Origin of the sequence: Azonexus sp. IMCC34842, from assembly GCF_050368855.1 — a bacterium.
GTDB lineage: Bacteria > Pseudomonadota > Gammaproteobacteria > Burkholderiales > Rhodocyclaceae > Azonexus > Azonexus denitrificans_A.
The window spans coordinates 3,842,675-3,857,109 of the sequence record NZ_CP178449.1 but is presented as its reverse complement, the minus strand read 5'-3'; the positions used below and the strand labels follow the sequence as shown (position 1 = coordinate 3,857,109).

The 14,435-nt window shown below is 64.4% G+C and carries 15 protein-coding genes, 1 tRNA gene and 1 riboswitch; of the genes, 9 read left to right on the top strand and 7 right to left on the bottom strand.

Going from position 1 to position 14,435, the window contains the following annotated elements; all coding sequences use genetic code 11:
* Window positions 1-11: 11 nt before the first annotated feature.
* On the bottom strand, window positions 12-1,919 hold the full coding sequence (locus ACLIKD_RS18335; protein ID WP_428826154.1) for an ATP-binding cassette domain-containing protein: 1,908 nt from the start codon (window positions 1,917-1,919) through the stop codon (window positions 12-14).
* A 41-nt stretch (window positions 1,920-1,960) separates the two neighbouring features.
* Here ACLIKD_RS18335 and ACLIKD_RS18330 point away from each other — a divergent pair, with 41 nt between their 5' ends.
* The 3 genes from ACLIKD_RS18330 to ACLIKD_RS18320 are packed head-to-tail and all read left to right on the top strand — an operon-like array spanning window position 1,961 to window position 4,968.
* Window positions 1,961-3,166 carry an HD-GYP domain-containing protein gene (locus ACLIKD_RS18330; protein WP_428826153.1) on the top strand — a complete coding sequence of 402 codons (1,206 nt, stop codon included), beginning with the start codon at window positions 1,961-1,963 and terminating at the stop codon, window positions 3,164-3,166.
* Complete coding sequence (locus tag ACLIKD_RS18325; RefSeq protein WP_428826152.1) at window positions 3,130-3,735, top strand: hypothetical protein; 606 nt, start codon at window positions 3,130-3,132, stop codon at window positions 3,733-3,735. The genes ACLIKD_RS18330 and ACLIKD_RS18325 overlap by 37 nt, the downstream gene beginning before the upstream one ends.
* A 15-nt stretch (window positions 3,736-3,750) precedes the next feature.
* Window positions 3,751-4,968 carry an HD-GYP domain-containing protein gene (locus ACLIKD_RS18320; RefSeq protein ID WP_428826151.1) on the top strand — a complete coding sequence of 406 codons (1,218 nt, stop codon included), beginning with the start codon at window positions 3,751-3,753 and terminating at the stop codon, window positions 4,966-4,968.
* Here ACLIKD_RS18320 and mutY read toward each other — a convergent pair.
* Window positions 4,940-5,977: an A/G-specific adenine glycosylase gene (gene mutY / locus ACLIKD_RS18315; protein ID WP_428826150.1), complete on the bottom strand. Its 1,038-nt coding sequence runs from the start codon at window positions 5,975-5,977 to the stop codon at window positions 4,940-4,942. The two genes, ACLIKD_RS18320 and mutY, sit on opposite strands and share 29 nt — an antisense overlap.
* A 72-nt stretch (window positions 5,978-6,049) precedes the next feature.
* Between mutY and ACLIKD_RS18310 the strand changes: the two genes are divergently transcribed.
* The 6 genes from ACLIKD_RS18310 to ACLIKD_RS18285 all read left to right on the top strand — a co-directional run bounded on the left by ACLIKD_RS18310 (window position 6,050) and on the right by ACLIKD_RS18285 (window position 11,375).
* Window positions 6,050-6,541, top strand: coding sequence for a flavin reductase family protein (locus ACLIKD_RS18310; RefSeq protein WP_428826149.1), 492 nt, complete (start codon window positions 6,050-6,052; stop codon window positions 6,539-6,541).
* Between the two features lie 51 nt (window positions 6,542-6,592).
* Window positions 6,593-6,666: transfer RNA gene (locus ACLIKD_RS18305), tRNA-Gly, on the top strand.
* A gap of 360 nt (window positions 6,667-7,026) precedes the next feature.
* Window positions 7,027-7,215, top strand: a riboswitch (cobalamin riboswitch).
* Between the two features lie 85 nt (window positions 7,216-7,300).
* On the top strand, window positions 7,301-7,456 hold the full coding sequence (gene cbpA / locus ACLIKD_RS18300; protein ID WP_226417863.1) for a modified peptide precursor CbpA: 156 nt from the start codon (window positions 7,301-7,303) through the stop codon (window positions 7,454-7,456).
* Complete coding sequence (gene cbpB, locus ACLIKD_RS18295) at window positions 7,453-8,823, top strand: peptide-modifying radical SAM enzyme CbpB (RefSeq protein ID WP_428826148.1); 1,371 nt, start codon at window positions 7,453-7,455, stop codon at window positions 8,821-8,823. The genes cbpA and cbpB overlap by 4 nt, the downstream gene beginning before the upstream one ends.
* A gap of 268 nt (window positions 8,824-9,091) precedes the next feature.
* Complete coding sequence (locus tag ACLIKD_RS18290) at window positions 9,092-9,727, top strand: carbonic anhydrase (RefSeq protein ID WP_428826147.1); 636 nt, start codon at window positions 9,092-9,094, stop codon at window positions 9,725-9,727.
* Between the two features lie 73 nt (window positions 9,728-9,800).
* Window positions 9,801-11,375, top strand: a complete 1,575-nt coding sequence (locus ACLIKD_RS18285) for a tetratricopeptide repeat protein (RefSeq protein WP_428826146.1) — start codon at window positions 9,801-9,803, stop codon at window positions 11,373-11,375.
* Here the strand turns inward: ACLIKD_RS18285 and ACLIKD_RS18280 are convergent.
* The 5 genes from ACLIKD_RS18280 to rapZ are packed head-to-tail and all read right to left on the bottom strand — an operon-like array spanning window position 11,372 to window position 14,417.
* Window positions 11,372-12,007, bottom strand: coding sequence for an LON peptidase substrate-binding domain-containing protein (locus tag ACLIKD_RS18280; RefSeq protein ID WP_428826145.1), 636 nt, complete (start codon window positions 12,005-12,007; stop codon window positions 11,372-11,374). The two genes, ACLIKD_RS18285 and ACLIKD_RS18280, sit on opposite strands and share 4 nt — an antisense overlap.
* Window positions 12,004-12,609 carry a flavin prenyltransferase UbiX gene (locus tag ACLIKD_RS18275; RefSeq protein WP_226417867.1) on the bottom strand — a complete coding sequence of 202 codons (606 nt, stop codon included), beginning with the start codon at window positions 12,607-12,609 and terminating at the stop codon, window positions 12,004-12,006. Before ACLIKD_RS18275 ends, ACLIKD_RS18280 begins: the two co-directional genes overlap by 4 nt.
* Entirely contained in the window at window positions 12,602-13,138 is a 537-nt protein-coding gene (locus ACLIKD_RS18270; protein ID WP_226417868.1) for a Gx transporter family protein, read from the bottom strand. Before ACLIKD_RS18270 ends, ACLIKD_RS18275 begins: the two co-directional genes overlap by 8 nt.
* Window positions 13,119-13,544, bottom strand: coding sequence for a NusG domain II-containing protein (locus ACLIKD_RS18265; protein WP_428826144.1), 426 nt, complete (start codon window positions 13,542-13,544; stop codon window positions 13,119-13,121). Before ACLIKD_RS18265 ends, ACLIKD_RS18270 begins: the two co-directional genes overlap by 20 nt.
* A gap of 27 nt (window positions 13,545-13,571) precedes the next feature.
* Window positions 13,572-14,417, bottom strand: a complete 846-nt coding sequence (gene rapZ, locus ACLIKD_RS18260; protein ID WP_226417869.1) for an RNase adapter RapZ — start codon at window positions 14,415-14,417, stop codon at window positions 13,572-13,574.
* Between the last annotated feature and the right edge of the window lie 18 nt (window positions 14,418-14,435).

Sequence of the window (14,435 nt, the reverse complement as noted above, 5' to 3'; positions counted from 1 at the left end):
GCTGGGGGCGGTCAGTCGACAGCCGGCAATGCTTCCAGCGCTTCATGCACTTCCAGCCAGCGCATTTCCGCCGCGTCGATTTGGTCGCCGAGCTGCCCGGCCTGCTTGTGCATTTCCTCGCTTTTCGCCCGGTCGACCGTGGTGTAGAAGGCCGGATCGGCAAACTGCGCTTCCAGAGCGGTCTTTTCCTCGTGCCACTTGGCGAGCTTCTTCTCCAGTTGCTCGATTTCCTTGACCAGCGGCCGGCGCTGGGCGAGCACGGCCTGCCGGCTGGCCTTGGCGTCGGCCCGTTGCTGCAGGCGCTCGGTTTTTTCGGCGAGGAGCTCCGGTTCGGCCGCTTTTTCGGCATTGCGCTGGCTGGCCAGCCAGGCGGCGTAATCGTCGAGGTCACCGTCGAAGGGCTCGGCCTTGCCGTCGGCGACCAGCAGCAGTTCGTCGGCGCAGGTGCGCAGCAGGTGGCGGTCGTGCGAGACGAAGACCATGCCGCCGGCAAAATCCTGCATGGCGAAGGTCAGGGCTTCGCGCATTTCGAGGTCGAGGTGGTTGGTCGGCTCGTCGAGCAGCAGCAGGTTGGGCTTGGTGCGGATCAGCAGGGCCAGCGCCAGACGAGATTTTTCGCCGCCGGAGAAGGGTTCGATGGCGCGCATCGCCATGTCGCCGCGGAAGTCGAAGCCGCCGATGTAGTCGCGCAGTTCCTGTTCCGGGGTGGTCGGTTCGAGGCGGGCCAAGTGCTGCAGCGGCGATTCGTCGGGGCGCAACTGTTCGAGCTGGTGCTGGGCGAAGTAGCCGATGTTCAGCGCCTTGGCCTCCTTGCGCTCGCCGCCCTGCTGGGCGATGGTGCCGGCCAGCAGCTTGATCAGCGTCGATTTGCCGGCGCCGTTGCGGCCAAGCAGGCCGATGCGGCAGCCCGGACGGAGGGTCAGCGAGATGTTGTCGAGAATCTTCCGGTCGATATAGCCGGCCGAGGCTCTTTCTATCGTCAGCAGCGGGTCGGGCAGCGCGGTTGGCTGGCGGAAGCTGAAATGGAAAGGCGAGTCGACGTGGGCCGCGGCCACCGTTTCCATCCGTTCCAGCATCTTGATCCGGCTCTGCGCCTGGCGGGCCTTGGTGGCCTGGGCGCGAAAGCGTTCGATGTAGCTGGAGAGGTGGGCGATCTGCCGTTGCTGCGCCTCGAAGGCCGATTGCTGGGTGGCCAGCCGGGCGGCGCGGGCCCGTTCGTAGTCGGAATAGCCGCCGGTCGTCAGGGTCAGCCGCTGCAGGTCGATGGACATGATCTGGCCGACCACGGCATCGAGGAAGTCGCGGTCGTGCGAAATGAGCAGCAGCGTGGCCGGCGTGTTCTTCAGCCAGCTTTCCAGCCAGAACACGGCGTCGAGATCGAGGTGGTTGGTCGGCTCGTCGAGCAGCAACAGGTCGGCGCGGCAGGAGAGGGCGCGGGCCAGATTGAGGCGAACCCGCCAGCCGCCGGAGAAATCGGCGACCGGGCGGGTGAAGTCGGCATCCTTGAAGCCGAGGCCGTGCAGCACTTCGGCGGCGCGGGCCTTGGCTGAGTAGCCCTCGATTTCGCCATAGCGGGCATGCAGGTGGCCGATCGCGACGCCGTCGCCGGCCGCTTCGGCGGCGGCCAGTTCGCGCTCGACGCGGCGCAGTTCGACGTCGCCGTCGAGCACGAACTCGAGCGCCGCATCGGGCAAGGCCGGCGTCTCCTGGGCGACGCGCGCGATGTGCCAGCTGGCCGGGATCTCGACATCGCCGGATTCGGCGTGCAACTCGTTGGAGAGCAGCGCAAACAGGCTGGATTTGCCGCACCCGTTGGCGCCGACGACGCCGACCTTCCAGCCGGGGTGGAGCTGAACGGAGGCATCGATGACCAGCGGGCGGCCGGCACGGGCAAAAGTGACTTGACGAAGGGCGATCATAAGGCCGCGAATTATAGCGGTGGGCTGCTAAAATCTTCTGCATGATCAAGCAGATTCGCGTCGACCAGCTCAAGCCCGGCATGTATGTCCATGACCTGAATTGCGGCTGGCTCGACCACCCTTTCCTGTCCAATGCCTTCTATGTGCGCGATCTGGCAACCGTAGACAAGATTGCCGAGGTCGGCATCCGTGAGTTGTACATCGACACGGTCAAAGGTGCCGATGTCTGGGCGGCGCGCAGCCAGCGCGAAGTCAATGCCGATCTCGACCAGCGGCTGCAGGAAATCGCCCGGAAGCCGCCGGAAAAGCCGATTGCCACCGAGCTGACCGAGGAATCGGTGCGCGCCCGGCGCTTGCATGGCGAAGCCAACAAGATCGTTCGCCACATGATGGACGACATCCGCATGGGCCAGCAGATCCAGATCGACCGCATCGAGCCGCTGGTCGAGAACATGGTCGATTCGATCTTCCGCAACCAGGATGCGCTGCTGCCGCTGGCCCGTCTGAAGAATCACGACGATTACACCTTCGAGCATTCGGTCAGCGTCTGTGCCTTGCTGGTCGCTTTCGGCCGGGGCATGAAGCTGTCCAAGGAAGTCATCAAGGAGATGGCGCTGGGCGGGCTTCTGCACGATGTCGGCAAGGCGCGGATACCGGACGAGATTCTCAACAAGCCGGCTAAGTTGACCGACGACGAATATGTCCGGATCCAGTCGCACGTCGCGCAAGGCAGGTTGTTGCTCGAACAGACGCCGGGTATCGGCGAAATTGCCCGGCAGGTCACCAGCCAGCACCATGAGCGTTTCGATGGCAGCGGTTATCCGGACAAGCTGGCCGGCGGGGGTATTTCGCTCTACGGGCAGATGGCGGCCATCGTCGATGTGTACGATGCGATTTCCTCCGAGCGCGTCTATCACAAGGGCATGTCGCCGACGCAAGCGCTGAAGAAGCTGCTCGAATGGAGCGCCCACCACTTCGATCCGCAGCTGGTCCAGGCTTTCATCCGGGCCATCGGCATTTACCCGACCGGCACGCTGGTCCAGCTCGACAGCAAGCGGATGGGCGTGGTTGTCGAACAAAACGAGAAAAGCCTGCTCGAACCGGTGGTGCGGATTTTTTACCATGCCGGTCAGCAGCACTACATTCCGCCGGAGATCGTCGATCTCGCCAAGGTGCAGGACCGCATCGCCAGTTTTGAGAATTACGAAAAATGGAAAATCGATCCCTATCACTGGCTGCCCGCCTGATCCTGCTGCTTGCCTTCAGTTGTCCGGCCCTGGCCGCCGATAGCGGGCCGAGCCCGGAACTGGAGGCCGATTGGCAGCTCCGCCTCGACAAGGCGGAGGCGCTGCAGAGCGAGAGCCGGGCGCGCAAGGACGAGGCCGAGCGGATTTTCGAGCAGAAAAGTGCGCAATGTCGGAAGAATTTTCTGGTGAACCAGTGTCTTGACCAGGCGCGCCACGAGCACATGCTGTCCGGCCGCGCGGCGAGCAATCTGGAGATCGAGGGCAAGGCGCTGGAGCGCGCAGTCAAGAAGGAACAGCTGGCCGATAAGGACCGGCGTCAGGCCGAGGCGGCGCCGCAACGGGCGGTGGAACGTGAAAGCCGGGCCGTGGAAACCGGCGAGGCGCGGCAGGCGGCCGAGGCCGAGGCGGCAGCGACCCGGGCCAACAAGGCGCGACAAGCCGAGGAAGGCGCCCGCCGCAAGGCGGCCGAGGCGGAGCAGCAGCGCAAGAAGCGCGAAGACCACGAGGCCCGCGTTGCCCGGAAGATGCAGCAGGCCGAACGGCACGAAGCCGAAGCGGCAAAGAAATAGGGCGGGATAGCCAGCGTGATCCGCCAGATTCCGATTCGGCAGCTGCTGCCCGGCATGTATGTGGTGGATCTGCATCGGCACTGGCTGGAGCACTCGTTCTGGCGGCGGCGCTTTTTCGTCCGCGATGAAGCGCAGATCGGCCGGCTGCTCGAGGAAGGCATCGTCCAGGTCAGCATCGACACCGCCAGGGGCATCGACTTGCCACCGCCAGCCCCGCCGCCGGTTCCGTACCACTTCGTCGAGCGCACCTTCATGTCGCGGGCCGAGCGGCTCAAGGCAAGCCCGGCGACGATTTCTCTGGGTGAGGAACGCCGGCGGGCCAGCCGCCTGATCACCGAAGCCAGCGCGACGGTGAGCGATCTGATGCTCGCCGCGCGGGGCGGCCGCGAAGTCGATGCCGCCCGTCTCGAACCGGTGGTCAGCAAGATGATCGAATCGGTCAGCCGCAACCCGGATGCATTGGCCCCGCTGGCCCGCCTCAAGCAAGCCGCGACCTATGCCACCGAACACGCCGTGGCGACCGCGGCGCTGATCATTGCCTTTGGCCAGAAACAAGGCATGGCGCAGCCGGAAATCGAAAAACTGGCGCTCGGCACCATGCTCAAGGACATCGGCCAGGCGGCCCTCGATGCCCGCCTGATCACCAAGCCCGGCATGCTCTCGCAGGCCGAATACTCGGTGGTCCAGAGCCATGTCGAGGAAGGGCTGAGCGTTCTCGAAGCGACCTCGCACCTGTCGGAAACCTCGGTGGCCGTCGTTCTCGAACATCACGAGCGCTATAACGGCTGCGGCTACCCTTACCGGATGGCCGGCGACGGAATTTCAGTGGCCGGCCGGATGGCGGCGATTGTCGACAGTTACGACGCGATGACTTCGGATCGCCCCTACCGGCCGGCCATTTCGCCCTCGGATGCTTTGCGCCAGCTGTACGATCAGGGCGGCACCCAGTTCGACCCGTCGCTGGTCACCGCCTTTGTCCGCACCGTCGGGATCTATCCGGTCGGCACCCTGGTCCTGCTGGAAAGCGGCCATCTGGCGGTGGTTGAGGAACTGCACCACGACAATCTGCTCAGCCCGATCGTCCGGGTCATTTACCACGCCGCCCGCCACCAGTACGTGACGCCGGTCGAGATCGACCTGACCCGGAAAGTCGGCAATCACTACGGCCAGATCGTCCGCGCCGAGAGCTACGAGCGTTGGGGGCTCAGTCCCTTGCGCTGGCTACCAGCCTGATCAGTTTCTTGATCGGCGCCGGCACGCCGGCCTCGGCCGCCTTGTCGAGATCGACCCATTCGAGGCCTGGTTCGGCAATCCCCGGGTTCGCCGCGACGCGGCAGAGTACCGGCTGCAAGGTCAGGCGAAAGTGCGTGAAGGCATGTTTCAGCGGCGGCAACGGCTGCTGCTGCGCGGCGTTCAGGCCGAGCCGGGCGAGGATGCCGTCGATGTCGCCCTCCGGTGGCACCAGCAGGCCGCCCCACAAGCCGCTCGGCGGTCGCCGCTGGAGCAGCAGGCGCGACCCGTCGACAATCAAGGCAAAGCTCGTCGTGCGTTCCGGCACCGCTGCCCGTGGTCGCGCTTCCGGCAATTCGCCCTGGCGTCCATCGCGCCGGGCGACGCAGCTGCCGGCCACCGGGCAATCGGCGCAGCGCGGCCGACTGCGCGTGCACAGCGTTGCGCCGAGATCCATCAGGCCCTGCGTATAGGTTTCGATGCCGCTATCCGGCAGCAGTTCTTCCGCCAGCTCCCATAACTTGCTATGGACGGCTACCGCACCGGGAAAGCCGGCGATCCCGAAGTGCCGACAGAGGACGCGTTTGACATTGCCATCGAGAATCGCCGCGCGCTGGCCAAAGGCAAAAGCGGCAACGGCCGCCGCTGTAGACCGCCCGATACCGGGCAGTTCGCTCAGCTGTTCGGCGGATTCGGGGAATTTGCCGCCGTGCAGCGCAACAATCTGCCCGGCGCAACGGTGCAGATTGCGCGCCCGGGCGTAGTAGCCGAGGCCGGCCCAGTGTTCGCTGACCTTATCGATCGACGCCGCTGCCAGCGCCTGGACATCGGGAAAACTGGCGAGGAAGCGCTGGTAATACGGGATCACCGTCGTCACCTGCGTTTGCTGCAACATGATCTCGGAAAGCCAGATGCGGTAAGGATCGCGGGTTTTCTGCCAGGGCAGGTCGTGGCGCCCGGCGACTTGCTGCCAGGCGATCAGATGTGCGGTAAATGCATTGGGAACGGCCAATTCTGCCTCGACGTCGGCTACGGGAGCACGGATAATACGGCCTTTTCGCCGCCCCTAGCCTGATCGACCCCGATGACCCAAGCCCAAACTGATACCCGTGCACTGCGTAATGCCCTCGGCCGTTTTGCCACCGGCATTGCTGTCGTCACGGCCATCGATCCGGATGGGCATCCGATCGGCCTGACCGTCAATTCCTTCTCCGCCGTATCGCTCGAGCCGCCGCTTGTCCTGTGGTGCCTCGACAACGGCTCGCACAATCTCGAAGCCTTCCGCCGGGCCAGCCACCACGCGATCAACATCCTGTCGGTTACCCAACAGGATCTCTCGAACCGTTTCGCCACCTGGCCGACCGACCGTTTCGTCGGCCTGCCCTGGCAGCCGGGGGCAGGCGGGGCGCCGGTCTTCCCGGCCTGCTGCTCGAGCTTCGAAGTCGCCAACGAAACGGCGCACGTCGCCGGCGACCACACCGTCTTCATCGGCCGCATCGAAAAATTCAGCGAGACGCCGGATCTCGCGCCGCTGCTTTTCCACGCCGGCCAGTACCGGAAACTGGCCGACCTCTGACAAGGTTGTTCGCGGCGGCTTCTCCGCTTAGAATGCGGCCTTCTGCCCAGAGCGGGCGTCGTATAATGGTAATACCCTAGCTTCCCAAGCTAGAGCCGTGAGTTCGATTCTCATCGCCCGCTCCACTTCCCTTCGGCAGTTTTCCAGTTTGCGACTTGTGCCTACGTCGGCGCCGTGCTCTTTGCAGACCTCCTGGCTTTCAGAAGGCAGACTTCAACGTACCAACTAACAGATATACCTGCGGCACGCGTGGGGCCGAATGCGACCCAGTGGCATCAGCAAGGAAGCATTCAAAGTTGGCCATGCCATTGAAGACCTTTTCCGTGTCCACACTCAAATCGCCAAACGAAGCGAACTACACATCATTGCCGTCATACCCCAGCACTGGGTGGCGGAGCGATCATTCGCCCCGCCTTTCTCGCGCTCTTGCTCGGAAGACCGTGAACAGGTTCTAAGACACTTGACTGTTTTCGCGGCGCTTTGAGAGAATCCGCGCTCCTATCGGTATCGAGATACGGAACACGGTGCGAATCCGTGGCGGGCCCGCCGCTGTAACCGGGGACGAAGACTGCATGGTCGCCAGACCAGCCACTTGCGGGGCATACCACGCAGGGAAGGCGCAGCGCTTCGGCTGATCCGGAAGCCAGAAGACGAATCGATACCAATCAGGAGCCAAGGCAAGGGCTCCGGCTGACTGCATGCGAAAAGCGTGCAGTCAGCCGGAGCCCTTTTTGTTTTTGCATTCCCGAGGAGTGGAACATGACCAAAACTGTGACTTCAACCGTTAAACACCCGCAAACGCCGATCAGTCAGACTGCGTCGGTCGCCCCGACCATCGCCGTGCGTAAGAGCTGCAACCCGGAAGGCATGGGCCTGTCGCACTACGTGCTGATGGACAAGAAGGCGGCCAAATGACCGCAGCGCTTCCTGAGGGAGCGCTGCGCGACCCGCATTTTCTGCCTGTCGACATCGGCCATGATGTCTACGCCGCCGTGACCGATCCCGACACCGCCTTCTGGGCTCTGGTTGACAAGAACAAGGTCGGCGAGGGGCTCGATTCGGCGACGCTTGCCGCCTATCGCGAGAAGGCCGATGGGTTCCGGCAGGAGTTGCATGCCCTGCGCTTTGAACTGAAACCCTCCGGCGTCTATCTCAACCCGACCGAGCGCTGCAATCTCAACTGCACCTACTGCTATCTGCCCGATACCCAGCGCAGCAGCGGCACGCACATGTCGGCCGAACTGTTGCACGCTTCGCTCGGTAAGCTGTGCGACTACTTCCGCTCGGTGATGCCGGACGGCCGCAAGCCGCGCGCCATTTTCCACGGCGCCGAGCCTCTGATGAACCAGGCCGCTGTCTTCGAAGCGATCGACGCCTTTGGCGACGATTTCATCTTCGGCCTGCAGACCAACGGCACACTGCTCGACGATGCGGCGCTCGATTTCCTGACCTCGCGCAATGTCAGCATCGGCCTCTCGCTCGACGGCCCGCTGGCCGAGATTACCGATGCAACGCGCCGGACCTGGGGCGGCAAGAGCGTGCACGACAAGGTGCTGCGCACCATGGAGAAGCTGCGCGGCTACGGTTCATGGAGCGTCATCACGACCTGCACGACCGAGAACCTGCCTTATCTGACGCGCATGGTCGAGCTGTTCCACGCCCAAGAGGTGCCGACCTGCATGCTCAACACCGTGCGCTGCACCCTGCCCGGGGCGCGCGGCGTCAAGCCGGCCGACGGCGACATGGCCAAGGCCTTCTTCGCCGCCATGGACCGCACCCACGAGCTGTACCGGGAGACCGGCCGCAAGCTGATGGTCGCCAATTTCGCCAATATCCTGATTGGCATCCTGGCCCCGACGGCGCGCCGGTTGATGTGCGACATTTCGCCCTGCGGCGGCGGTCGCGCCTTCTTCGCGCTGGCCGCCGACGGCGGCCTCTACCCGTGCAGCGAGTTCATCGGCCTGCCCAACTTCCGGGGCGGCAACCTGCTGGTCGATGGCGTCGAGGCGGCTCTGGCCTCACCGGCCTTCCAGACCGTTACGACGCGAGATGTGGACAAGTTCAGCCCGTGCGGCGACTGTGCGATCCGCCATTTCTGCGGCTCACCGTGTCCGGCCGAAGCCTTCGAGATGAACGGCGGCATGGACAAGATCGGTGCCTTCTGCGATTTCTACAAGGAACAGGTCAATTACGCCCTGCGCCTGATCGCCGACGGCAAGGCCAACGACTACCTGTGGGACGGCTGGGACGAGGGAACGGAAACCGTTTTTGCGCTGAGTTGAAGAATTGCCGGAGGGCGCCGTAACATGGCGCCCTCGGTCATTTCTCCAGCGATATCCACCATGGCCTCCTGCCTGTCCGCTTCTGGCTGACCTGAGCCGGTTGCCGACGTCGAGTAGCTGCTCAAGCAATGTCGGCTTTACACTGAGTTTCAGAAACCCACGGCTGTGCCAATTTCCGGTAACTGGTCAGAAGCGCACTTGGAACTTCTCTGCTCATCCCAGCTCTATTGCTGGCATTTCCCATCAGATACGCTCCCGGAGTTAAGCAGTGCAAAAGGTGATTGAAGGTTTCTTGAAGTTTCAAAAGGATGTCTTTCCGGAAAGAACGCAGCTGTTCAAGCAATTGGCGCAGCGGCAGAACCCCAAGGTGCTGTTTGTGACCTGCTCGGATAGCCGGGTGGTGCCGGAACTGTTTACGCAGCAGGAGCCGGGCGACCTGTTCGTCATTCGCAACGCGGGCAACATCGTGCCGTCCTACGGGCCGGAGCCCGGCGGTGTTTCGGCAACGGTCGAGTATGCGGTATCTGTCCTTCAGGTCAGCGATATCGTGATATGTGGTCATTCGAATTGTGGCGCGATGGCGGCAATTTCCAGCTGCCAATGCCTCGACCATCTGCCGGCGGTCGCCCACTGGTTGCGCCACGCGGATTCCGCCAAGGCCATCGTCGCCTCCCAGGTGTACGCGACCCAGCAGGAGAAAGCTGATGCGCTGGTGCGCCAGAACGTGATCGCCCAGCTCGCCAATATCCGTACTCATCCGTCGGTCGCGCTAGCCCTCGCGCAGCGCCGCCTGAACCTGCACGGTTGGGTGTACGACATCGAGAAAGGGGTGATCGATGCACTCGACGGCGCAAGTTCGAGTTTCGTGCCGCTATCGGCCAATCATCAGGTTGTTGCCACCTAGAGTCGGTAACAGAGGTGATCTGATGTTTTCGTAGATACTGAGCAACTTTGGTGATCATGGTCTTCACTGCCCGATGGATAACCCGTTTGTAGAGCTCGCGGAGTTGCAGTTCCTGCGCGGCTCTTCCGCCGAGGCGTTGCGCACGGCCCGGATGGGCCTGACGCTGTTTCCCGATGATGGGGCGTTGCTCGAGCTTGCCGCGACTTGCGCGGGCAGCGAGGGTGACGACGAATATGCGGTGGCTTGCTGGCGGCGTCTGCTCGAACTTGATCCGTCGCTGGTTACGGCCCACAACAGTCTGGGCCTTGCCTTGCATCGCCGGGGGCTGGGTGGCGAGGCCGAAACGGCCTATCGGCAGGCGTTGACAGCCTTTCCCGATGATCCGGAGCTGCCCGCCAATCTTGCCTTGTTGCTGGAGGACTTTGGCCGCCTGGACGAGGCAGAAATTCAGCAGCGGCGGGCTTTGGCGCTGGCGCCCGACTCGGCGGAAATTCGGTCCAATCTGGCCGGCCTGCTGCTCAAGGCGGGGCAGGAGGCGGAGGCGGAAAAACTGTACCGGGAGGCGATCCGGCTCAAGCCCGAGTTTGCCAAAGCGCATTCCAATCTGGCTATTTTGCTCGTCGACCAGGGGCGGGCGGCCGAGGCGGAAGCCTGTTTTCGCGCGGCGCTGGCACTTCAGCCGGACGCCCAGCAGGCGCGGATGAATTTTGCCCAGTTGTTGCTGCAGCAGGGCCGTCTGGCCGAAGGCTGGCCGCTCTACGAGGCGCGCCAGCACGTTCGCGCCGGGGCCGGCAGCGGGGCGCTGGGCCGGCCGCCATCTTGCCCGCAATGGCAGGGCGAGGCGCTGGCCGGCAAGTCGATTGTCGTCATCGCCGAGCAGGGGCTGGGCGATGAAATCCAGTTCGTGCGCTACCTTGCCTGGCTGAAGGCGCAGGGGCCGCGGCAAGTGACGCTGCTTGGCCGGCCCTGCCAACACGCCTTGTTGAAGACGCTGGCCGGCCCGGATCTGGTGGTCTGTTTGAACGACGCCGAGCAGCACCTGGACAGCCACGATTACTGGGTTTTCCTGCTCAGTCTGCCACTGCATGCCGGCACGGTGCTGAGCACGATTCCGTCGGCGACCCCCTACCTGTTTGTCGATCCCGTGCGGGTGGCCCGGCATGCCGCGCTGCTGGCCGGCGATGGCCTGCGGGTCGGGCTGGTCTGGCGCGGCAATCCGCAACACGCCAACGATGCCGATCGTTCGCTGCCCGGGCTGGAGGTGCTGGCGCCCTTGTGGCGGCTGGCCGGGGTACGTTTCTTCAGCGTCCAGCAAGGCGCGACGGGAGCCGCGCCGGTGCCGTCAGGATTACCGCTGACCGCGCTTGGCCCGGCCATTGAGGACATGGCCGATACGGCGGCCATGCTCAGCCAGCTCGATCTGCTGATTGCCGTCGATACCGCGGTTGCCCATCTGGCCGGGGCGCTCGGCCTGCCGTGCTGGTTACTGCTGCCCGCTTACAAGACCGACTGGCGGTGGTTGCAGCAGCGCAGCGACAGCCCGTGGTACCCGACCATGCGGCTGTTCCGGCAGGCGCAGCGGGGCGACTGGACGGCAACGGTGACCGAGCTGGCCGAGGCCTTGCGAGACTTCAGGGATGGCGTTTAGCCGAGCAGTTTGCGCTGGTCGAGAAACTTTTCGAGGATTTCCAGACGGGCCAGCGGGTCTTCCAGTTCGAGCAGCTTCTGCTTGGCCAGGTTCTGGATCGGCAGGACTTCGGTAATCCGGTAGCCGACCCATTCCGCGTCATCGTAGCGATGCGGTTCGGGAATGCGTTCGTTGCCGAGGTCGTTGACCACCCGACGGAGCAGCGGCAGCAGGCGCCCGCGTTCGCCCGGCAGGGTAGCCGGCAGCGTATCGGCGAGCAGTTCGACGGAGGCTTCAAGCAGGTTGTCCGGGCCGACCCGCGTTTCGATGATGCGAAACCGCCGGCCGCCGTGGGCGGTGATCATCAGGATGCCCAGCTGCTCCATTTCCCAGTTGCCGATGGTGGCCAGCGTACCGACCGGGTGCGGCTGGGCGGCGGTGCCGGTTTCGCCGCCGCTGGCGATCAGGCAGATGCCGAAGGGCTTGTCGCCCTTCAGGCAGGCGGCGGCCATGTCGAGATAGCGTTGCTCGAAAATTTTCAGCGGCAGGACGCCGCCGGGAAAGAGCACGGCGTTCAGCGGAAACAGCGGGATGCGCAAGGTATCGACCGAGGCCCCGGTTGGCGAGCGGACGAAATCGAACCAGCCCATCATTCGCCCCAGCGCTGCATCAGCGTATGGCCGACGGCGATCTGGTCGAGGACGCGGGCGACAACGAAGTCGACGATGTCCTGGACGCTTTGCGGATGGTGGTAGAAGCCGGGGCTGGGCGGCAGGATGACGGCGCCGGCCCGCGCCAGGCGCAGCATGTTTTCCAGGTGGATGGCCGAGAACGGCGTTTCACGTGGAACCAGCACCAGCTTGCGGCCTTCCTTGAGCACCACGTCGGCGGCGCGTTCGATCAGGTTGTCGGCCAGCCCCTGGGCAATCGCCGCCAACGTGCCCATCGAGCACGGGCAGACGACCATCGCATCGGGCGGGTTGGAACCGGAAGCGACCGGGGCGAACCATTCTTCGCGGCCGAAAACCTGCAGCTTGTCCGGATCGGCGGCCGGGAAACGGGCGAGCAGGGCGGCCTTGGTTTCGGCCGGGCGCGACGGCAGTTCGAAATCCATTTCCTGGCGGGCAACGACCTGGGCGGCCTGCGAGTAGAGCAGCTGGACCTGGCAGCCGGCGTCGAGCAGGCATTCCAGCAGGCGCAGGCCGTAGGGCATCCCGGAAGCGCCGGTCAGGGCAAGGCAGATGGTCTTAGGCATGGCGGGTTTCCGATGGCGCGGGTTCAGCCAGCAGTTTAGCGGCGATCAGGCCGTTGATGGTGCCGAATACCAGCGCTGCGCCGGCAAAGACCGGGGTCAGCAGGAAAATGCCGTCGTGCGGAATCAGCCAGACCCTGGCCAGCAACAATTGCCCGCCGATGTGGGCAAAGGCGGCCAGGATGCTCAGGCTGACCGGCCCGAACCAGCGCTGCGGCAGGTGGCGGGCCAGACCCAGCGTGAGCAGGCTGAGCGTCGTGCCGGTCAGCGACAGGAAGAAGCCGGGGGCGAGAAAGAAACCGAGGAGCAGGCTGCCGGCCAGGACGCGCAGGCCGCTGACCCAGACCGCCGTGCCCCAGCCGTAGCGAGCAAGGACGACCAGCGTCACGATATTGGCCAGGCCGGGCTTGACGCCGGGCAGCGGCGACGGAATGGCGGCATCGACCAGTGACAGTGCGACGGCGGCAGTGGCCAGCCAGGCGACACGGCGGTCTTCGCTGGTTACCGTGAGTTCAGTAATTGATCGAGTCATAGACCTTGGTGCGCCCGGTGATCTGGACGCTGACGCGATTGGGGGCGCAGATGGCGATTTCGCCGGGACGCATCAACCAGCCCTGGCGCACGCAGTACTGGCGCGGCCCGGGGTCGGAGACGACGCGGGCCCGCCCGGGTTCGACGGCGATCAGCGTGGTGCCGAGCGGTCCGCTGATTTCGAACTGCCGCTTGCTGCGCAGGTCGACCTCGGCAAAGACCTTGCCTTCCTGGCGGATGATCGCCCGGTCGGCCATGCCGCCCTGCCAGAACAGCGGAATGCTGGTGCCGACCAGCAGCGTGCCGGCCAGGATGACCAGCCAGTCGCCCGGTCGGATCAGGCTCAGCCAGGGCACTATGGCCAGCGCCGCAGCGGGCTGGCCGGAATGGGCGAGCCGGGCGGGCAAATCGGGGAATCGGGCATGGTGGGTCGGTCAGCCGCCGGCCAGGGTGCGGTGGCGGACCAGCACGCGGGCGCGGTCGGCGAATTCGCGGGCCAGCCATTCGGCAATATAAACCGAACGATGCTGGCCGCCGGTGCAGCCGATCGCTACCGTCAGATAGCTGCGGTTGTCGCGGATATAGGCCGGCAGCCAGGTGGCGACGAAATGGCTGATGTCGTCGCGCATCCGGCGAACTTCTTCCTCGGCTTCGAGGAAGTCGATGACCGGTTGGTCGCGGCCGGTCAGCGGGCGCAATGCGACGTCGTAATGTGGGTTGGGCAGGCAGCGGACGTCGAAGACGAGGTCGGCATCGAGCGGCAGGCCGTGCTTGAAGCCGAATGATTCGAACATCAGCGTCAGGCCCTGGCCGGGCTCGGCTTCGATGAACTGGCGCACCCACTCGCGCAGCGCATTGGCTTTCATGCCGCTGGTATCGATGCGATGGCCGAGGCCGGCGATCGGCTCGAGCATCTTCCGTTCGCTGCGGATGGCTTCTTCCAGCGTCTTGCCGTTGCTGGCCAGCGGATGACGGCGGCGCGATTCGGAATAGCGCTTGAGCAGCGTTTCCTCATTCGAGTAGAGGAAGAGAAAGCTCGGGCGCACGCCATATTCGACGAGTTTCGCCAGCTTTTCCGGCAGCATTTCGATGCCGTGGCCGGAGCGGGCATCGATGGCGATTGCCACCTTGCGGATTTCGTCCTCCATCAGCATCGGGACGAGTATCGTCAGCATGACCACCGGCAGGTTGTCCACGCAGTAATAGCCCGAGTCTTCGAGAAGGTTGAGGGCGACCGACTTGCCCGAGCCGGAGAGGCCGCTGATGAGAACGAGTTCCATTTGTCGCAGCATAATCAA